The organism is Caballeronia sp. LZ001, assembly GCF_031450875.1.
Classification (GTDB): domain Bacteria; phylum Pseudomonadota; class Gammaproteobacteria; order Burkholderiales; family Burkholderiaceae; genus Caballeronia.
On sequence record NZ_JARTVX010000006.1, the window covers coordinates 362,103 to 382,172 of the forward strand.

General features: G+C 59.6%; 15 protein-coding genes and 5 pseudogenes. 10 read left to right on the plus strand and 10 right to left on the minus strand.

Features of this window, described 5'->3' with window-relative positions:
* Window positions 1-12 precede the first annotated feature (12 nt).
* From P9292_RS42440 to P9292_RS42455, 4 genes are all read right to left on the minus strand, one after another.
* Window positions 13-1,023 (minus strand): ABC transporter substrate-binding protein, encoded by a 1,011-nt coding sequence (locus tag P9292_RS42440; RefSeq protein ID WP_309966238.1) that lies wholly within the window; start codon window positions 1,021-1,023, stop codon window positions 13-15.
* Window positions 1,024-1,159: 136 nt separating this feature from the next.
* The gene (locus P9292_RS42445; protein WP_309850828.1) at window positions 1,160-2,533 is read right to left on the minus strand and encodes an NAD(P)/FAD-dependent oxidoreductase; all 1,374 of its coding nucleotides are present in this window, start codon (window positions 2,531-2,533) and stop codon (window positions 1,160-1,162) included.
* 16 nt (window positions 2,534-2,549) lie between these two features.
* The gene (locus tag P9292_RS42450) at window positions 2,550-4,214 is read right to left on the minus strand and encodes a thiamine pyrophosphate-dependent enzyme (RefSeq protein WP_309966241.1); all 1,665 of its coding nucleotides are present in this window, start codon (window positions 4,212-4,214) and stop codon (window positions 2,550-2,552) included.
* 57 nt (window positions 4,215-4,271) lie between these two features.
* On the minus strand, window positions 4,272-5,429 hold the full coding sequence (locus P9292_RS42455; RefSeq protein WP_309850833.1) for a porin: 1,158 nt from the start codon (window positions 5,427-5,429) through the stop codon (window positions 4,272-4,274).
* 355 nt (window positions 5,430-5,784) lie between these two features.
* Here P9292_RS42455 and P9292_RS42460 point away from each other — a divergent pair, with 355 nt between their 5' ends.
* Window positions 5,785-6,540, plus strand: a complete 756-nt coding sequence (locus P9292_RS42460) for an aspartate/glutamate racemase family protein (protein WP_309850835.1) — start codon at window positions 5,785-5,787, stop codon at window positions 6,538-6,540.
* Between the two features lie 163 nt (window positions 6,541-6,703).
* Window positions 6,704-7,012 (plus strand): annotated as a pseudogene (locus P9292_RS42465) (AraC family transcriptional regulator); the annotation flags it as partial.
* A 546-nt stretch (window positions 7,013-7,558) separates the two neighbouring features.
* On the opposite strand, the gene P9292_RS42470 reads toward P9292_RS42465, so the two are convergent.
* The 3 genes and pseudogenes from P9292_RS42470 to P9292_RS42475 form a co-directional block, all read right to left on the minus strand.
* Window positions 7,559-7,807: an aromatic-ring-hydroxylating dioxygenase subunit beta gene (locus tag P9292_RS42470; RefSeq protein WP_309850837.1), complete on the minus strand. Its 249-nt coding sequence runs from the start codon at window positions 7,805-7,807 to the stop codon at window positions 7,559-7,561.
* 9 nt (window positions 7,808-7,816) lie between these two features.
* Window positions 7,817-8,317, minus strand: a complete 501-nt coding sequence (locus tag P9292_RS43480) for a 2Fe-2S iron-sulfur cluster-binding protein (RefSeq protein ID WP_409015643.1) — start codon at window positions 8,315-8,317, stop codon at window positions 7,817-7,819.
* Window positions 8,233-9,352, minus strand: a pseudogene (locus tag P9292_RS42475) (IS3 family transposase). The gene P9292_RS43480 and the pseudogene P9292_RS42475 overlap by 85 nt, the downstream one beginning before the upstream one ends.
* 233 nt (window positions 9,353-9,585) lie before the next feature.
* Here P9292_RS42475 and P9292_RS42480 point away from each other — a divergent pair.
* Window positions 9,586-9,927: pseudogene (locus tag P9292_RS42480) on the plus strand (DUF4158 domain-containing protein); the annotation flags it as partial.
* Here the strand turns inward: P9292_RS42480 and P9292_RS42485 are convergent.
* Window positions 9,876-10,783, minus strand: a pseudogene (locus tag P9292_RS42485) (Ku protein); the annotation flags it as partial. The pseudogenes P9292_RS42480 and P9292_RS42485 overlap by 52 nt on opposite strands.
* Window positions 10,784-11,029: 246 nt before the next feature.
* Here P9292_RS42485 and ligD point away from each other — a divergent pair.
* The 5 genes and pseudogenes from ligD to P9292_RS42510 all read left to right on the plus strand — a co-directional run bounded on the left by ligD (window position 11,030) and on the right by P9292_RS42510 (window position 15,857).
* A complete protein-coding gene (gene ligD, locus P9292_RS42490; RefSeq protein ID WP_309966244.1) occupies window positions 11,030-13,528 on the plus strand; it encodes a DNA ligase D in 2,499 nt (832 codons plus the stop codon).
* 173 nt (window positions 13,529-13,701) lie between these two features.
* The gene (locus P9292_RS42495; RefSeq protein WP_309850840.1) at window positions 13,702-13,953 is read left to right on the plus strand and encodes a DUF2934 domain-containing protein; all 252 of its coding nucleotides are present in this window, start codon (window positions 13,702-13,704) and stop codon (window positions 13,951-13,953) included.
* Window positions 13,916-14,608, plus strand: coding sequence for an alpha/beta family hydrolase (locus tag P9292_RS42500; RefSeq protein WP_309851257.1), 693 nt, complete (start codon window positions 13,916-13,918; stop codon window positions 14,606-14,608). Before P9292_RS42495 ends, P9292_RS42500 begins: the two co-directional genes overlap by 38 nt.
* A gap of 158 nt (window positions 14,609-14,766) precedes the next feature.
* Window positions 14,767-15,634 (plus strand): annotated as a pseudogene (gene alr, locus P9292_RS42505) (alanine racemase); the annotation flags it as partial.
* A 70-nt stretch (window positions 15,635-15,704) separates the two neighbouring features.
* Window positions 15,705-15,857, plus strand: coding sequence for a Rid family hydrolase (locus tag P9292_RS42510; protein WP_309851259.1), 153 nt, complete (start codon window positions 15,705-15,707; stop codon window positions 15,855-15,857).
* A gap of 1,082 nt (window positions 15,858-16,939) precedes the next feature.
* Here the strand turns inward: P9292_RS42510 and P9292_RS42515 are convergent.
* Window positions 16,940-17,326: a hypothetical protein gene (locus tag P9292_RS42515; protein ID WP_309850841.1), complete on the minus strand. Its 387-nt coding sequence runs from the start codon at window positions 17,324-17,326 to the stop codon at window positions 16,940-16,942.
* A gap of 256 nt (window positions 17,327-17,582) precedes the next feature.
* Between P9292_RS42515 and P9292_RS42520 the strand changes: the two genes are divergently transcribed.
* Both P9292_RS42520 and P9292_RS42525 read left to right on the plus strand, forming a co-directional pair.
* The gene (locus P9292_RS42520; RefSeq protein WP_309966247.1) at window positions 17,583-18,026 is read left to right on the plus strand and encodes an Hsp20/alpha crystallin family protein; all 444 of its coding nucleotides are present in this window, start codon (window positions 17,583-17,585) and stop codon (window positions 18,024-18,026) included.
* 43 nt (window positions 18,027-18,069) lie between these two features.
* A complete protein-coding gene (locus P9292_RS42525) occupies window positions 18,070-18,483 on the plus strand; it encodes an Hsp20/alpha crystallin family protein (protein WP_309966250.1) in 414 nt (137 codons plus the stop codon).
* 311 nt (window positions 18,484-18,794) lie between these two features.
* On the opposite strand, the gene P9292_RS42530 is transcribed toward P9292_RS42525, so the two are convergent.
* Window positions 18,795-19,676: an MBL fold metallo-hydrolase gene (locus tag P9292_RS42530; RefSeq protein ID WP_309966252.1), complete on the minus strand. Its 882-nt coding sequence runs from the start codon at window positions 19,674-19,676 to the stop codon at window positions 18,795-18,797.
* Window positions 19,677-20,070 lie beyond the last annotated feature (394 nt).

Below are 20,070 nucleotides of genomic sequence, written 5' to 3' on the forward strand. Positions count from 1 at the left end.
TGCTGCGGCCGTTCAGTTGATGAAGCATTTGCAGTCCTCCAACGCGGCAGGGACCATCAGTCCCAGCGCTTGATACTGGCTCTTGCTGATCTGCGTGACGTAATCCGACGGCTCCGGCCGCGCGGGCGGCAGCGTCTGCGTCTTCTCGCCCTTGAGCACGCGGCCCGCGAGCCTCGCGGCATTTGCGCCGACCGATTGCAGCGACACCGCGTACGACGCCGTCGCCATGCCCTTCTTGATAAACTCGGTCTCCGAACTCAGGATCGGAATCCTGAGGCGCTGCATGCTCGCGGCCACGGCGGGAATGGCGGATTGCACGAGGTTCGACCCGGTGATGTATACGAAGCCCACGCCCTTCAGCAACTGCGTGCGCTGTGCAATGTCGTTGACCGAATCGACGCTGACCGGCTTGAACGTCAATCCGGCGCGCTGCGCCGCTGCTTCGAGCGCCTTGGTCGTCACCACGTCGTTGGCTTCGCCGGGGTTGTAGAGCGTGCCGAATGACTTCGCCTCGGGGAACGCCTTCTTGGCGAACGCCAGCACCGCATCGAAATCCTGCAGGTCCGACGAACCCGTGAAGCGGTCGCCGCCCTGCTTCCAGCTCGGCACGAGGCCGGCCGCGACCGGGTCCGTGACTTCGGTGAAGACGAGCGGCGTTTTCGTATCGACGACGGCGGAGCGCGCCACCTGCGAAACGGACGTCGTCACCGTGAGGATCAGCGCCGGATGCTTCGCGGAAATCTGCGAGAACATCTGCGGCATCAGCGCCTGCGTGAAGTTGGCATCGCTATAGACGTAGCTCACGTTCTTGCCTTCGACGTAGCCTTCCTTCGCCATTTGCTCCTTGAAACCTTCGATGGTCTTCGCAAGCGACGGATGCGGCCCGAGATTGGCGATACCGATCACCGTCTCGTCCGCCACGGCGGGCAGCGCGGTCAGGGCAAGCGCGGCGAAGCACAGCGCGCCGAGCGTCGCCGGCAACTTGCGATTCCTGACGCGTGCAGGCGTGATGCAATTTTTCATATTGGATTCCGGGGAAACGCGGGACGCCGAACCGAATCGACGGACTGGCATTAATTTAATGCCGATGTTTTGCGCAACATTAAAGCGAGCCGCACAACTGCCGTTTCGCTACAACTCGCGCCGTTTTGCCTAAGTTTCAGGCGGCCACGCGAGGCCGCGCGGCGGGCATGCGTCCGGTCAAAATGCCCGCCGCGCGCTCGCCGCTGGAGCAGGCGCCCGTCAGCAAGGCTTGTGAAAGCCAGTCGCCGCAATAGACGACCGGCGATGCGCCGCTCTGCCCGCGCGCTTCCTGCCAGCGCCAGAACGCATTCACGCGCGCGCCGTAGCCCGGCGAAAACACCGGCAGCTTGCGTGCGATCCACTGATTCGTGACCTGCACGACGTGCTCGTCGAAGCCGGGAATGCGGGCGCGCAACTCATCGCGGATCAGCACGTCGAGTTCGTGTTCGAGGCCGCGCCGGACGGCTTCATCGGCGGCTTCGGGCTTGAGCTGGCAGTAGATCTGCGTGAGCGGACGGCCGTTGGCAGGCGCGGCCGGCAATTGCTGATAGGTGGCGATGCGTCCGGGCAGACCGCGCATCGCAAAGTTCATCTTCGGCGGCAAGGGCTGCGCGAAGCCGTAATGCACGACGCCGAGCGAGTTGTAACGCACGGCATCGAACATGCGGCGTTCTTCGGGCGACGGCTCGTCGATCAGCGCGCCCGCCAGCGAGCCTTCGACCGCGCAAACGGCGTAATCGAAATGCTCGGTTTCGCCGCTCGCCAGCAGCAACGCCGCGCCGTCCGCGTGACGCCTGAGCTTGTGCACGGGCATCGCCGTCCGGACATCCAGTTGCGATGCCAGCGCCTGACACACGCGCCCCATGCCGCCCTTGAGGGTATGCACCGTGCTTTCGCCGATCATGTGCGGCACCGTCGATACATAGAACAACGCCGACAGCGTTTCCGGGTTGAAGCTGCGCGTTGCCCGGAACACCGGCTCGATCATGCGTTCCAGCACGTTCGGGCCGAGCGTCTCGCGGATGTACGCGGCGAGCGTCATGTCGTCGAGGCGCGCATCGGCATTCAGGGCGCTCGTCGCCCAGTCCGGATCGACGTGCGGCTTCGCGCGACGCATGGACAGCGCATGCGTGACGAGCCGCATCCGCTCGCCCATGCCGAGACCGGGTGTCGCCAGCGAGCGCGGCGACGGCATCAGTTCGATGGTGTGCTCACCTTCCGGCGACACGCACTGCGCCGTCAGCCGGTGCAGCGGCACCAGCGCATCCTGCATCGACAGATCGGCGACGAGGCGGTTGAACGCCTGGCCGAACGGATAGACGAGCCGTGCGCCGCTGTTGTAGACGAGGTCGCCAGTGCGCCGGTCGCCCATGCGGCCGCCGACGACGCTTTGCGCATCGAACACGGTCACCTGCGCGCCCGCCTGCTTCAGCCGATACGCGGCCGTGAGTCCCGCGATGCCCGCGCCGATCACGGCGACGCGCGGCCCGAAAAGAGATGAATTCGTCATGTGCATAAGTAGCTCGTCAGCCAACCGGCTTGGTCACAGAAGAAGGCACGCGCAGCTCGATCAGCCTGACGCCGCCGGACGCCAGCGCACGATGCAGCGCAGGCGCGAAAGCGTCCGTGGTTTCGACGGTTTCGCCGGGAACGCCGAAGGATTGCGCGAACGCGGCGAAATCGATTGCGCCGAGCGCCGTGCCCGTCGTGCGTCCGAACTGGCGGCGTTGCGCACTGTCGATTGCGCCGTACGCGCTGTTGTTCACCACGATCATCAGCAGATCGACGCCCAGGCGCTGCGCCGTCTCCAGTTCTTCCGCGTGCATCATGAAGCAGCCGTCGCCCGCAATGGCCACGACGCGCCGCGATGCGTCGAGTAAAGCTGCGGCGATCCCCGCCGGCAGGCCGTAGCCCATTGCGCCGCTTTTCGGTCCGAGCTGCGTGTTCGGCCGGCGATGACGCAAGTAACGCTGCGGCCAGGTGGCGTAGGCGCCCGCTCCGGAGGTGACGAGGGTATCGTGGGCAAGGGTTTCATCGAGCAAGGCGTAGACGGCGCGCAGATCGAGCGGGCCGGGACACGTTCCGCTTTCGATATACGCCAGCCGTTCCGCACGGGCTTCGCGGACCCACGCTTCGTCGCTTTCGCGTGTCTGCGAGACCGACACCCACGCTTCGACGAACGCGTTGGCATCCGCTGGAATGGCAAGGTCCGCGCGATACGCCGCGTTCAGTTCCGCCGCCTCGGGATGCACATGGACGAGCGCATTCGCCTGCTTCGGCGGCGTCCATAGCGTGAAGCCCGCGAACGCGCCCGCGCCGACCGTGTTCAGTTCGCCGAGCCGTCCGTTCAGCATCACGACGAGATCGGCCTGCGCGATGCGCGGCGCCAGCGCCCGGTCGATACCCAGACCGATCTCGCCCGCGAAGTTTGCATCGTCATGATCGACGAGATCGCGCCGCCGGTACGTGGTCGCCACCGGCAGGCCGTTCGCGCGCGCCAGCGACGTCAGCGTGCGCAACGACTCGCTGCGCCATCCCGTGCCGCCGACGATGAGAAACGGCTTGCGCGCCTGCGCGAGCATCGACGTGAAGCGCGTCATGTCCTGCGGCGCAGGCGCGGCGGCAGTGGGCAAAGGACGCGGCAGGTCGGCGACATCCGCAGTTTCACGCGACACGTTTTCGGGCAGCACGAGCACGACCGGACCGCGCCGGCCCGACATCGCGATGTGCCACGCGCGCGCAAGCATCTCCGGAATCCGCTGCGCGGATTCGATCAGCCCGACCCACTTCGTCAGCGGCCCGAAGACCTGATGGAAGTGCGAGACGCCGAGCATGGCTTCGCGTTCCGCGCCGTGCATGTCCGCCTGGCCGACGATCATGATCATCGGCGCGCTGTCGGTGTAGGCAGTGTGGATGGCGAGCGTCGTATTGAGCGCACCGGGCGCACGCGCCGCGAGGCACACGCCGGGCTGGCCGCTCAGCTGGCCGATCGCCTGCGCGGCGTAGGCCATGCCCGCTTCGTGCCGGAAACTCGCAAGACGGATAGACGGCGCGCGCGTCGCCAGCGCATCGACGAGTTCGAGAATGCCCTCGCCCGGTATGAACGTGACGACGGGAACGTCGAACCGATGCAGCGCATCGGCGAGAATCGCGGCCCCGTTGCGAGGCGCGGCTGAGGTCTGGTCAGGCAAGGGAACATCCTCGAAAATGCGCGCCCGCGAAGGCGCGCCTGCGAAGCATCGGAACCATCAGAAACGATGGAAGATGCCGGCCGTCACCGCGAGCTGGCGCTTGCTCGTCGATGCCCCGCCGCTGCTCGCATATTCGATGTTCGCGTGCTGTGCATCGCCGGCGGCGAGTTGGAAGATCGCATCGACGTACAGGATGGTGCGCTTCGACAGGAAGTAGTTGTTGAAGAGCGAGAACTCATGATACTGCGGAGAAAAATCCGTGGGCTGGACCTTTCCGAGTGTGTACGTGTAATCGAAGGAAAGCTGATACGCCGGCGTGATGTAGCGGCTCACGTTCGCTTCGACGTTGGTGTAGCCCGCGCGGCCGTTGGCCAGGCCGAGCGCCGCCACGCCGAGGTTTTCATAGCGGCTGTGCGTGACGACGAGGCCGTACGTCGTCTTCCCCGCCGTGTAGGAGCCGCCGCCGCCGTAAATCTCCATGCTCGACGGCGACACCGCTGCTGCAATGGTCGGCGACTGCGCCGAGATCGACGGGAACAGCGCCGTGTTCCAGATGCCTTCGCTTGCCGCAATCGACGGGTGATTCATGCGCATGTAGGCCGCCGAGAGCTTGAGCGGGCCGTTCGCATAGTTGAGGCCGAAGCTCTCCGCGCTCTGGTTGCCGAAGCTGCCCGCGACGCCGCCAAAGCTGTACATCGCGCCGCCCTGAAGGCCGTGATAGTTCGGCGTCACGTACTTCACCGCGTTGTTGGTGCGGAACTGGAAGTTGAAGTTGTTGTTGTCGCCGACGGTCGCCGCGTAGCCGTTCCACATGTAGGCGGCCGAATATTGCGCGAGCCAGTCCTGCGTCAGGTCGTACTGACGGCCGAAGGTGAGCGAGCCGTAGTTGTCGGATTGCAGTCCGACATACGCCTGACGGCCGAACTGACGTCCGCCCTGCGCCGATGAACCCGTGTTGGGATTGAAGCCGCCTTCGAGCTGGAACACGGTACGCAGTCCGCCGCCGAGGTTTTCGACGCCGCGGAAACCCCAGCGGCTCGGACCGTTGGCCGTCGATACGGACGCGCCCTTCAGCGAATTGTTCGTGTAGATGAGACCCGACATCACCACGCCGTACAGCGTGACGCTGCTGTCGGACGGCGCGGTCTGCGCATGAGCGGCGGTGGCGGCGGTGGTGGATGCAAGCAGCAGCATCGTGGAGCAGACTCGTTTCATGTTCTTGTTCCGTTCAGGCGGTCGTGGGCGGCATCGGTGGAAAAGCGCGTATGGGTCAGAGCAGCGCATGGCTTGTATGGCCACGAACCGCAGAGTAAAAACCACCATGAGCATCGACAATCGGGTAAAAAAAGTTAGAACCGATTTCCTTCATTTGAGGATCGGTTCGCTGGTGCCGAGTGTGGGATTTGTCATCGTGCGTGCGTCGGATGCACGGTGCAAACGATTGCACGGACGGGTTGGAAGCCAGCCGTCCAAAGAGATAGGCGATCGGATTTGTTTATTTTGTCGGCCTGCCGGTGCGCGGCGCTTCTTCTCACAATGAGCCAGAGCCAACTCTTCGGGCCTTCGACTCATGCGTTCTTCTTCTTCGTTGCGCACTCGCACGATTCACGGCGTAAGCATCGGCATTCTGATGCTCGATACGGGCTTCATGCGCCTGCCCGGCGATATCGGTCACGGCGACACCTGGCCGTTTCCGGTGCAGTACGCGCTGATGGAAGGCGTCACCGGACCGATGGTCATGGCCGCCGCCGCAGGCGACCGCGAAGCCGCCGCACCGCTGATCGACCGTTTTGTCGATGCGGCGAACCGGCTCGCGCGTCTGGGCGTCGACGGCATTGCGACGAGTTGCGGTTTTCTGGTGGCGTTTCAGCGAGAGATCGCGGCGCGCTGCACCGTGCCGGTTGCGACCTCCAGCCTGCTGCAACTACCGATGGCCGCCAGCGTGCTGAACGGCGGCAAGCGCGTGGGCGTGCTGACGGCGAAGCGTTCCGCGTTGACAGCGGCGCATCTGCTGGCGGCGAATGCATCGCCGGATGTGCCGGTTGCGGGTTTGCCCGAAACCTCGCGCTTCTTTCAGAATCAACTCACGAATGCCGCCCATGTGAGTTTCGACGATCAGGCACACGACATTCTCGACTGCGCCGCGCGCCTGCTGGACGAGCATCCGGATATCGGCGCGATCGTGAGCGAGTGCGCCAATTTTGCGCCTTATTCATCGCTCATTGCGGAGCGATTCGACGTGGCCGTGTATGACGTCGTGAGCCTGATCGAATGGTTCCAGCAGGGGTTGCGGCCCCGGCGCCTGAATGCCTCCTGCCCTGCCTGAACTGCCGCTCGGACCGATAGTGTCTTCTGACTGGACGGGCGGGAGCGAACCGGTCAGCCAAATCAGTTCGACGTTGCGCCGGCACTCCCGTGTTACCGATAGTCAACTACGGCTGCACGCGGTGCTTGTAGTCGTGCACCGTTTCCTTCGCGTAGTTCCAGTATTGCCCGGCGCGACCCTCGCGACCGCGCATCTGGCGCAACTGCTGTTCATCCAAATCTTGCGCGCACACATGGAAACCGACGCGGTGCTGTCCGCAGGCTGGTTTCGCGCGCTGAGCGACCGACGTCTTGCGCCCGCCCTGGCCTTGATGCACGGCGAACCCGCGCGCAACTGGCGTCTCGAAGAACTCGCCGATGCCTGCGCGATGTCGCGCACCACTTTCGCGCTGCGCTTCAGAACGACGGCGGGCGTGCCCGCTCTGACGTGTCTCGCCGAGTGGCGCATGCGTCTCGCAGAGCGCGCATTGCGGATGGCGCGACGCCATTCGATGAGGAGTACATACAAAATGTGTTAATGTTAGTTATGTGAAATTTGAGATTTCACTGTGGGGCTTGGGTTTACTTGCGTTTTGCCAGCTCGCGAAAGCTCCACCGACAAAACTGCGCTATCCTGGCTGCCGGGATCGTCGACGGCCGATCGTGGGCTTGACGGCGAACGGCAGGACGTGACCCTGAACGGACGAACGGTTCCTCAGAGGTCCAAGGGCCGCTAAGGGAGACAAGCCATTCATCCAACTCACTTGCGTTCCGGTGCCACATGCTGACTCCGCGCATAGCCACCGAAACATCTATCGCGATCGAAACCTGGGCCCTGCGGGCGAGGGGTTGACTTATTTTGGATTGAGGTGATCGATCGGCGCTCAGAAGAAAAGTTGAACGGCCTTAAGAGGTCCATCACAGTCAAGCGATTCGGGCTACGTCGTGTTTCGTTATAGATCATAGGCGTGCGAGTCCAATAAGTCCCGTTTTCAGAGGCGATCACTTCGGGTTTTTGCAGGACCTGCATGCTGCGACTTTCAGGCTGCCGTGGATGAGCACGGGGGCTGCTTGAGCCGATCGATACGAAGCTTCAGCATGCCACGGTCTTCATTTATGAGCGTGGCGTGGCTTGCGCTATCGGTTTGGCTCGGACCTGTCGGCATCCAATATACGCCGTCCTCTGTAAAGAGTTTGTGCCATTCGTCGAAACGTCGCTCGTCCAGCAGCCGCGCCTCGCGATAAATGAACTTGATCGCTGAATCGATCGACGAAGCGTTGGCATTCATATGTCATCCTTAACAGTGAAATGCACCATCGATGCGCAGCCAGATAGAATTGGAATGCAAGGGCGAAACTACGAAGTCTCGCTCTTCAGCCATCAAGTGCGAACCACGGGGGTGCCGACCGCTATGCGTCCAGAACCAGTTGACTCTAACAGGCTCTCGAACGCATATCTGCATGACGCGTCCCGATCGCTTCTCTTCTTCACTTAGACAGTAGTCGCGGTGCTCCACCCTGCCCTCGACTACCGTCGTTTGGCAGATGCCGCACTCGCCCCGTCGACAGTCATACAAAGGGTCGAGTCCGGCCTCAAGCATCGCGTCCAGTATCGTCTGGCCGGGCCCGACTAGCAGAGATAACCCCGATTTGCGATGTCGAGGCCAATTTGAAATGTCCGATATCGGGGGTGCGGTGGAATTCTTGGACTGGGTTATGTTGTCAGTCCGAGACTCTCCCGATATTCGATCGGACTGAGTGCGCCAAGCGAGATCTTGATCCGTTTCTCGTTGTACCAGCGAATGTACGAGTCAACGACCTCAATGAACTGGTCGGTGCTGATGGCTTGCCAGTCCCGAGAGTAAAACAGTTCCGTTATTAGCCGTCCAAAGAAGCCTTCGCACGCCGCGTCATCGGGCGAGCAGCCCTTGCGCGACATTGAACGAATCAGATTGGCCTCCCGTATTCGGCAAAGCCAGCCTGGCCAGCGATAATGCGCACCGCGATCTGAATGGACGACAGGTCGGCTGTTGCTACTGCCTAGTGCTTCGATGGCAGCATCGAGCATCGTATTCACAAGCTCGACGTCTGGTCGCGTACCGATCGACCAACTGAGCACAAGCCCATCGAAGCAGTCAATGATCGGCGACAGATAGACTTTGCCGGCAGGAATCTGGAACTCCGTGATGTCCGTGAGCCACTTTTCATTCGGTGCTGCGGCCTGGAAATCCCGGTTGATAAGGTTGCCCGGAGCAGGACCGATTTCTCCAGCGTAGGAGCCATACCGACGTCGACTCGTCGTGGCCGCGCTTAGCTGTTCCTGCTTCATCAAGCGCCGAACGACTTTTTCCGAGATGAAGACTTTCTGCCTGCCAACCGCCGCACGCACCCGGCGATATCCGTAGCAGCGGTGGTTCAGTTCAAAGATATCTGCAATGGCAAGGCGTACACCGGCATACTTGTCGGCAGTCTGTAAGTGCGTGCCGAATACCCGAAGTCTTCCCGAGAGCGCGTTTCTTTCGTTCGGGCTGCAGCTCATCGAGCCAGGCGACGAGCGTCCCGCGTCCCGGATATCCCAAGGCCCTTGTCGTTGCTGCCAGACACTGGCCGTGGCTCATGTAGTGGTCCGTGGCCGCCTTTTTTTGTTCTGCCGAGTAGCGCGGCCTCAAGCAAATACGTTCCCTCGGCAAATCCAGGAATCGCTCGTACGCGTGATACCAACGTTCGAGAGATTTAGTTGTGGGATAGCCCAATTGACGAACCGTCGCGGTAAGGCGCTTCCCAAGCGTCAAATAGAGCTTCACTGCTCGGATGCGGTCTTCGTACGAATACATGGACTAGCTCCTCATAGTCCAAGAATTCCGCCGCACCCCCTATACGGACATTACAATCTAGCCGCTACATGCGAAGCTCGACATCGGTAGCGTTATGTCAAGTCCTCAGGATCGTGCTGTCCGCTGCGTGCCGGACACCCGATGCCAGGTTAGCATCCCGATTTGTACCGCAGCGCCACGGATTTTGCATCGCTACGCTGGGTCGCTTCGTAGATCGCCGCGGAGCACTGACGGTGGAAAGCTGGCGAACAGGCTATCTCGGGATCCGCCAAGTACTGCGCGATCTGAGCGAGTTCGAGCTCAACACTTTCTACAATTTCTCCAAGCAAGAGATCGCGCTCATCGAGACGCGGCGCTCGGATCTATATCGTCTTGCCGTCGCGCTGCACGTCGGCTTCATACGAATGTCCGGGCGATCATTGGACTCGGATCGCCAGATACCTGCGATGTTGTGGCGACACCTCGGTCGACAACTGCATGTCCAGCCGCCCGATCTCGGCACTCTGCGTTCGATCTGTGACGGACGCCTCGATACGCTGTCAGACGTCTTCGGCGCACGGGCAGCCGGTTTTCGTGTTTTCGGAACCGCCGGGACCCCTTCCTCCGCTACTGGCTTAGCTGCGGTCCTTCGCTTCGTAGCAGGATTCGCTTCGCATTGCCCTTGGAAAGGCTTGCCCTTAGCGCCTCCATGAGATCGATGACCTCGGCGGACGCAATTTCTTCCTGCGTTTCCGTGGCCACAATCTGCTTACCTGCGATCTTCTGGTCGATGGCGGCCAGTACCCGTTTCTTTTCTTCGTCTTCATACGCTGCCGCGTCGTACACGTCCGCCGCACCTTGCTCGATGATTTGCACGGCCAGTTTCAGCTCCGACTCCGACACCGCCACGCGTTCAATACCAAGATCTTTTAGAGAGCGTACCTCGTCAGCGAACAGGAGCTGCTGAAAGACCATGCCGTCCTCGGACGGACGTACCTGAACGATGCGCGTCTTACCTTTGTAGCTCCACTTCGCGAGCGCGCAACGACCGGTCTTGGCGAGCGCCTCCTGTAACAGGCTATAAGGCTTGCCACCACGCTTATCGGGGGCGATAAAGTACGCCTTGTCGTAGAAAATCGGATCGACCGACTGTTCAGGGACGAACGACACGATCTCAACGACGTGACTCGCGCCCTCCTCTAGCGCCTTTGATTCTTCGGCGGTGAAGACAACATAGCTATCTTTTTCGAACTGGTAGCCGTTCTGCATCGACGATCGTTCTACCACCTGTCCGAACGACTCCGATACGTATTGCTGCTTTACCCGTGAACCGTCAGGTGCGAGCGTGTTGAAACGAATTTACGATGAACTCTCGGTCGCTGAATAAAGCCGAACCGGAATGGACACCAGGCCGAAAGACAGAGAGAGCGACGCAATCGAGCGAGCTACCATGAGGCTTCCCCTCAGCCGGCATCCTGATCTTGCATTTCGGCGGACGAAAGATGCGATCCATCGCCCGAAGCTAGTAGGGCGTGGAAGCAGAATAGCACTGGTCACGCTGTCATTTGGAGCACCCAAACTTTTGGTCGCACCCTTTTTTTACGCGCACTTCGACCATTGCGATGATGTGTGATGGAGGCCATCGGTACGTCCATTGCTCAAGGCAGATCGCACACGAAGGTTCAAACGACAACGATCATGGCCCCGTCACGCAAGGCTAGCTCCCAGCCGCTCGATGAATACAAGCAACGACGAAACTTCGCCTCGACACCCGAGCCGCGCGCCGATTTAAGCGCCGTCGCAGGCAATGCCTTCGTTGTGCAGAAACACTGGGCAAGCCGTCTGCATTATGACTTTCGACTGGAGCACAATGGCGTGCTTTTGTCTTGGGCGGTCCCTAAAGGGCCCTGCTACGACCCGGGGAAAAAACAGATTGCTATCCACGTCGAAGATCATCCGGTCGACTACGCGTCGTTCGAGGGTGTCATCCCGCCCAAACAATACGGTGCTGGCCGGGTTATTGTCTGGGACCACGGCACCTGGGATCCCGCGGGAGACCCCGGCCGCGGCATGACCAAGGGGAAGATCTTATTTCGCCTGCACGGAGAGAAACTCGCGGGGCTCTGGGAACTGGTGCGTATCGCCAAGCCAGGGGACAAGCAAGACGCCTGGATGCTGTTCAAAAAGCGAGACGAGTGGGCACGTTCGATCAACGAGTATGACGTCATCAAAGCGCTCCCAGACAGCGTCATCGCGCATCCACTTGGTCTGCTGGAAGAGCGTGAGCCCAAAATCGGCCGAAGCGTACGCGATGCAGATCCAACCATCGACTTGTCTGCCGCGGTGCGTTCTCGCATGCCGGCGAAGCTTGAGCCACAACTCGCTACGCTGTCTGCCGCGCTGCCTAAAACAGGCGACTGGATCACCGAGAATAAGCTGGACGGGTATCGTCTCCTTGCTCGGATCGACAAAGGCCAAGTCAAGCTACTCACACGCAATGGCCACGACTGGACGACAAAATTTCCGACCTTAAGAGACGAGATACAAAGGCTTGCCGTCACAAGTGCCTGGCTCGACGGCGAAATCGTCATGCTCAAAGACGGCCTTCCAAGCTTTTCTGCCCTCCAACAGGCGATCGACGGTCCGACCAATCAGGACATCCTCTTCTTCCTGTTCGACTTGATGTACTTAGACGGGAGAAATCTCAGGCGTGTCCCGCTTTGGGCCCGACGCGCCCAGCTTGCAACCCTGGTTCAAGAAAGCAGTGAACACCTCATTTTCAGTCAAGATTTCGATGCGTCCCCTGCACAGATGTTCGAGGCTGCTGCAAGCCTGGGTCTCGAAGGTCTGATGCTCAAGCGGCGCGACGCACCTTACGAGTCGGGACGAACAGACACTTGGTTAAAGGCTAAGGCCCGGCTGCGCCAGGAGTTTGTGATTTGCGGCATGACTGCCCGCGCAGGGAACACGGGAGAAGTCGGCAGTTTGCTTCTCGGCTATTATGCGGGCGACAAGCTCCACCATGCTGGGAGTGTTGGCACCGGTTGGAGTGCGAAAACCGCACGAGACTTATGGAAGCAGCTTGCGCCGCTTCGCTTAAGCGCACCGCCGTTCGACACGCCCGTGAAAAAGCCAGGACGATGGTCGAAGCGAGCAGCCGGTAGCGAAGCGTGGGTGCAGCCTCAATTTGTCGCGGAGGTTGAGTTCGCCGAGTGGACCGGTGACGATGTCGTTAGACAGGCATCATTTCGGGGGCTAAGACTTGATAAGCCTGCACGCAGCGTCGTGCGCGAAGGAGGAAAGACCGAACGTCCTGTGCTCGCGCCGAATCTCAAGATCACCCATCCAGAACGGGTGATTGATGTCGCGACAGGAGTGACGAAAGCTGAGTTGATCCATTACTACGCGAGCGTTATCGACTGGATGTTGCCGCATTTGAGAGATCGCCCCATCGCGCTCGTCAGAGCGCCGGAGGGTGTGTTGGGTCAGCTCTTCTTTCAGAAACACGCCGAGAAGACAGCAATGCCTGGTTTAACGGCTCACGATCGCGACCTATGGCCCGGGCATCCGCCACTACTCACGGTCGATACCCCAGAAGCGCTTCTGGCCGCCGCGCAAATGAACGCCATCGAGTTCCACACATGGAACTCGGTTGCCGCTCGTCTTGGTAAGCCGGATCGGGTGATTTTCGACCTCGACCCCGGCGACGGCGTCAAATGGGCTCATGTGCAGGAGGCGGCACAGTTGGTACGTGCCTTACTCTCCGAATTGGGGCTGAAGGCGTGGCTCAAAACGAGCGGCGGAAAGGGATTGCACGTCGTTGTACCGCTCACACCGCGTCTTCAATACGCGAGCGTCAAAGCATTTTCACAAGCGTTCGTGCGGCATCTAGCCAAGACCATCCCAGAGCGTTTCTCGGCAATTTCGGGGCCGTCCAACCGCGTAGGCAAAATCTATGTGGATTATCTGCGCAACGGCAAAGCGCAAACGACAGCCGCGGCGTTCTCAGCACGCACCCGACCGGGGCTCGGTGTATCGATGCCCATTGGGTGGGAACAACTTGCAGAAGTTAAAAGCGGCGCGCAGTGGACCGTCCAGACCGCACGTGAATACCTGAGCTTTCGGACGGAAGACCCCTGGAAAGACTACTGGTCCACTGGGCAGACACTGACCTCCGCCACGAAACGATTGCCGTAACGCGAATGCTATGACGCGGCTGCCGTGAAGCGACCTTAATAGTTCGGCACCGACAGCCATACACATCCGAAAACGGTAGAAAAAATTGAATAGTTTGAGTCAACTTTTTGAGAACGCGGAATGATTTTCGACGACGAACGGCTTTTTGAGAGGAGGAGATGATGGACGTGCCAATGACCGAGGAACAGATTAGAAGCCTTGCTCACCGTCTCTGGGAAGAGGCCGGAAGCCCCGACCGACGGCCTTTACATGTTGAGCCCCTTCAAGTCCGGCGAAGCACCGCTCACGCCGTCACGGAAACGGCTATCGATCAGTCCGCCACAAGCTTCCCGATGCCTCTTTGGTGCACAATCGGCACAAAGGCCACAAGGATACGACATGAGTACGATGGACGACCCAGATTCGATTTCCCTGGCATTGTCTGACGGCACCAAGGTTTCTGCACTACTCCACGTGCCGGAGGACGCGCGCGCTTTGTATGTCTTCGCGCACGGTGCGGGAGCGGGCATGCAGCACGCCGGCATGTCGTCATTGGCCAACGCGCTTGCGGTGGTCAATGTCGCCACATTGCGCTATCAGTTTCCGTACATGGAGCGGGGCTCCAAGCGAGTTGACTCGCCGGCCGTGGCGCATGCTGCCGTGCGGGCAGCCGTCGCAGACGCCCGGCGGCGGCTGCCCGCCCTGCCGCTCTTCGCGGGCGGCAGATCGTTCGGCGGCCGCATGACGTCCCAAGCTCAAGCCATCTCCCCGCTCGACGGCGTGCGTGGCCTCGTTTTTGTTGCGTTCCCACTGCATCCGGCGGGCAAGCCCGGCGTGGAACGGGCAAAGCACCTGGCGGACGTCATGGTACCGATGCTCTTCCTGCAAGGCACGCGCGACAAGCTGGCCGAGCTTCACCTTCTGCGGTCGGTCGTCGAACCGCTGGCGCCGCGCGCCGCGCTGCATCTGGTGGACGACGCAGATCATTCGTTTCACGTGCGCGCGTCCTCTGGCCGGACCGACGCAGAGGTGCTACTTGAACTGGCACGCACGATGTCGATGTGGTTCTTCTCAGAAGGAGAGTTCACGCGCGCCACCTGAGCAGGCACAAGAATGCCCATAGCAGAGTCGGCACGAGAGTCGGCGGACTCGCCGGGCTGTCCTCCCCCGCTCAATCACTTCGCTATTTACAGATGGGTCCGTCGCATAGCCGCGATCGCCGCCTTATGCGTGGCCACGGACGCATGACTTTGCAGTCGCAACTTGGTTGGAAGAAGCCAATCCTGCCTTCTCGAAGGCATTTTCACCGAGAGTTATGTAAAGACGGCGCAAGATTTCGCGCTGACGGTCGCGGTGCATTGCGACGACCAACGCGAGCTGATTGTTGCTGCCAAGCCCGCGCAACCGATTGATATTTACCTCAAGATGAACTCCGGAATGAACCGCCTGGGCTTCACGCCGGACCGTTACCGCGCGGCTTGGGAGCGTGCAAACGTGTCCAAAGGCATTGGTAACATCGCGCTGATGACCCACTTTGCGAACGCCGACGAAGGTAGCGTCGATTGGCAGCTTGAGAGATTCGACGAAGTAACAGTCGACATCCCGGGATTGCGCAGTCTCTCGAATTCGGCAGCGGCGTTGTGGCACGCTCGCGCTCATCGCGATTGGGTGCGTTCAGGCATCGTGCTCTACGGTGGTTCTCCTTCCGGACGCGCGGATGACCTCGGTGACCTCGTGCTGCGTCCCGCGATGACGCTCAGCAGCGAAATCATCGGCATCCAGAACATGCACGCGGGAGAAACCGTCGGCTATGCACGAAGCTACCGAGCAGATGCTGGCATTCGAATCGGCGTTGTGGCTTGCGGGTATGCAGACGGTTACCCACGGCATGCTCCCACAGAAACGCCTGTCTCAGTCGATGGCGTCACGACGCGCACCGTCGGTCGTGTTTCGATGGACATGCTCACGGTCGACCTTACGCAATGTCCCAATGCTGGTATCGGTTCAAAAGTAGAGCTATGGGGCGAGCAGGTCCGGATTGATCACGTCGCATCCTCGTCGGGCACGATTGGATACGAATTGATGTGTGCACTCGCTCGCCGCGTCCCCGTCACCGCGACGACCTAAACAGCGCCTGGCTAGTACAGAGCGAATCACGATTCCAGTATCAATCCTTTCTGAGGCAACATGAATTAAGATAGAAGCCCCGCAAGCGCCCGCAGCAATTGGCCCGTACTCGCAAGCAATCGCGAAAGACGGCTTTTTGTTCGTTTCGGGACAACTTTCGCTCGACGCCCAATCGGTGAGATGGTCGGCTCAAATGCCGCGCAGCAAATCGAACAATGTCTAAAAACATGGGGGCCATTGCTGAGGCTGCCTAGCGCTGGCAGGCCAAGTCGCGTCAAGGTCGTATGGGCTTGCCTCGTGAATTTTTGTCTGGCCGTTGCGTATCTAATAGATAGCTAACGATCGAATTATATTGGCTTAGTCTTCGCTGCGTCACTCGAAGCGAATCTGGCTTGACCTGAAGTCGCAGTCCTTAAGTGGCACAAGGTGACGGCAGCAAGACTTCCGACAGCAAATCGCAGCGGGCATGCACTCGGGACGGCGCCATGTCGGTATAACCGGCAGACATGCTCATTGTCCGGTCAGCGCTGCATTCCCGGAATTTCCTCACGCAGTGACATAACTAGCGTACCGCTACCGATCGGGTCGTCACAGTCATTGTTATCGTCGAGTCGACTTATGCGGCAACGACTTTGACTCGAGGCTCAAAAACGGGGCCAGACAGCGAAAAAATAGCATCAAACCCATAACCGGCATAAAGCCGAGGTGCAGCGCCGGCCGGAATGTTGTAGTACCTCGGCTCTCTCTCAGGTCCTGGCTGGCCGAATGGACGTCCAGCGCTGCGCCTTTAATCTTATTAAGTAATCGTTTTCATGTCACGTAGAAAAATGCCCGAAACAACGCGAGTTTTTCAATCGCCGAGTCATGAAGCAAAAAAAACCGACCTAACGGGTCGGTTTAAAAGTTCTGGCCATTCCGAGGGCCTGCCAGAACCTGAGAGACGATTCATCAAACAAGTCCTCAAAGTTCAGAGGAACCGGTACCAAGACTTTACCAGAACGCGGCGCACCGATTGTGCGCCTCCTTACACTCCACCTGAGGATCCGATCGATCAAGAGAGGGCAAGAGCCCGTCACAGAAGTCCAGCACAGCGTAATCGCAAACGAGTTCTTTGAATCGAGTGTCGATTACGGCGCCCGGCGTAGCCGAGATTAAACCTGAGTGCGACCTTGTCACGCAGTTGGTCGAGTGGTGCATTCATAGCATTGCAAGTCAAATTGTTCCCGCCTAGCTGCGGGCGGTCCGTGCTCTGCAAACGTCGTTCCACCCGCCATGAGCTCCCCTTATGGACGTCAAGGATGGTCCTTATTGGATGGGAGCAACAGCGCCTAATTTTTGCGCTATCAAGCGTTCATAGACCCCGTACTTCAACTCGACCTCTGCCTCGCTGAGGACCGCGACTGTCACAGTAATCCGGTCCAACGGCAGTCCCATTAATGTTGTTAATGCAAGCTCCAGAGGCGCGACGCATGCCTTGTCCTGGGGGACAGTCGTCGCCACACTGACGATGTAGACCCCGTCTTCGTCTCGCAGTAGCACTTCGACTAGCCTTGCTCGGGCGCTCATCGTATGTTCGATGCCAATTTTGGAAATTTCTGCCAGCGTGCGTAGCGTTTCAGTCGGAAAGCCGTGCGTCGCGCTTAGCCGTGTGCGATGCTTACCGAGCGTGACCCATTCTGTATTGAAGCTCATGGTTATGCCCCGTTACTAGTGGAAGATTGGGGCGAGGTTATGATCCGAGTCACCGTTTTTCAAGGGGCGCAGTGGGCTAACAAATTTTGAAAATCGCACCTTGAAAAACCCGTAGCAATCGCCTATTTTCGTCTCGTTGCTTGAGCAGTCGCGTACGTCGCGCTGCGTGTTTCGATTTATTTGTCAGCGGTCAGGCAGATGAAATGGAGCGCGTCGCCCGTTTGTCTCCTTGCCGCATCTATAGGAGAACCCGACCATGAGTGACCTCTTTTTCGGAACGAGCCTTTTCGAAGACTTCAATCGCCTTCAAAATCAGATGTCCAGCCTGTTGAGCGGCTCGCCGTCTAGCCTTCGCGCTGCACGCGCAGGGACATTCCCGCATATCAACATGGGCGTCACCGATGACTCGGTAGAAATTGTTGCGTTTGCTCCTGGCATCGATCCGACGCAGCTGAACGTCACAATCGAGAAAGGGCTGCTGTTAATCAGTGGCGAGCGTCAGAATGCAGCGCGCAGCGACAACGCGGAACAAACGCGTACCTATGCGCAGGAGCGGTTCAACGGTTCGTTTCGGCGAGCAATCGAGCTGCCGCGCGATGCCGACCCGGACAAGGTGCAAGCTCGCTATGCAAACGGATGTCTAACGGTGAGCGTCGGCAAGCGAGAGTCGTCCAAACCGCGTGCTATCGCCGTCCAATAAAAACCCGCGCTGATCCTTCAACGAACGATTTTTGGAGCAAGCCATGAATGACAAGACTCAACTTACCGAAACGAACAAAACTTCGGTTGCGCCGCGCGGCACTTTGCCGGCAGCGACGTCACGTGTGGCCCCGATGGTGCCGCCGGTTGACGTGGTGGAAGACAGTCATGGGATAACGTTGTGGGCTGATTTGCCGGGCGTAACCCGCGACAAACTGGATATCCGGGTGGAAGGGCCTAACCTTTTTATAGAAGCGGAGGCAGTTGTACCGACGCCAGCCGAGATGCGGTTGCAACATGCTGAAGTTCTGCAACCACGCTATGCACGCGCATTTGCACTCAGCGGTGATTTTGACAGTACCAAAATCGAGGCGAACCTGAAAAATGGGGTGCTTCGCTTGACGGTGCCGCGTCGTGAAGAAGCCCGGCCGCGCCGGATTGAGGTCACCGCGAGTTAAGACGCTCGACTAGTGCCGCCGACGTCTTTCGGAACGGAGCAAAAGTAAAATGGCCAGGCGCCTCGGCGGCCTAATCGTGGACGAGGCCTATCAAAGCCTCGTCCACGTCCTTCGCGCGGGACCTATCGGGACCGGAAGCTCTATATTTAAGGACTGGCTATCCCCTTGTCTGATACACCGGTCAAAGAAGCCGACAAAGTTTTTCCGTGGTTGCATCTGGGCAGTGCGTTCGCACCTTGCAAAATCATGCCCGAAGTCGCTTTGGCAATCATGAAGCCTCCTGTTCAAGGTACACCGCTCGTGGCATCGAATTAAAGCCTGTAGCCGGCTTGCAAGGCTTCGACAGGCACCCCAGGTGACCGTCTTGCCAGGCGCTCGAAATCGATCGGATCGTGACCGGAGAACACGGTGATATCGCGCGCGGAAGGGTCGTTGCACAACGCACGCAGCCGTCCCTGATTTCGCCGACGTGCATTACCGTCCTTGCCCATCATCCACTGATAAAACGCGAGCCCCGCTGTGCAATGCGGACGAACGCCATCCATCTCGGTGTGGTAAAAATAAGCGTCTGTCGCGTGCAGCAACCAGCGCTTCCCCGCGCGCACCGCGACTCCCGCATGCCCAAATGTGTGTCCGCGAAGTGGAATAAATGCAATATCGTCGCTGAATCCCGCAAGCGGCAGTACGCGCTCAAAACCGTACCACGTGTCGCCGCCGCGCTCAGCGTGGACCTGCCAGTTGGCTCGCGTTGACCATTGCTGCGGCCGGAAGCGCTGACGGTCAAGCCAGGTCAGCTGGCGCGCAGCGTACTCGCGCTCGATTTGAAGCATGTGGACCGTGGCATTCAGGAAGTCGTCGAGCCCGCCGGCGTGATCAAAGTCGAGGTGACTCAGCAGGATATGACGCACGTCGGACGCGCAAAAACCCATTCTCTCTATCTGGCGAAGCGCCGTCATCTCTTCGCGAAAATCTGGCTTTAGCATTGCAAGAAAGAACGTGCTTAGACGACTGCTCGGATCGGCGACATCGCGCAGGCCAAAGCCCGTATCAATCAAAACGAGGCCACCCTCTGATTCGACCAATAAACAGTGACACGTCAATTCTCCGCGTCTCAGAAGACTGGCGGTGCGGCCGTCGAAGAGCTTTCCGCCGAGCGGACAACTCGAAATGCAATTCAGATGATGCACGCGCATACCGTCACCTCCTTGTCGATGGCAGCGAGCAATCAGTGCGCCTTGTCCTTACCTCAAAGATTCGTTCGACAGCTGAGCGACACGCCGCAGGCAGCATCAAGCTGTTCGAGCGGTGTCACGGATCGGCGTAATGACGCCGGGATGATCGCCTTAAAGGCGCCAGTTTGAAGTGAAGTAAAGCGCGGATTCGAACGGACTTAAGAATGCGTTTTTTTATCCGATTTTGCAAGCCGCGTCTGGTCGGGTTCGGGCATTGGTCTGGGCATGCGGAAACTGTCACCATCGAGCACGATGCGATAACCGTGTAGATAGCATTCTTCCGAAAGCAGCTCGGCACAAACTCTCGGACCAGCATGCCGAGCACAAAACATGAGAAACCGATAAGAAGTTCGAC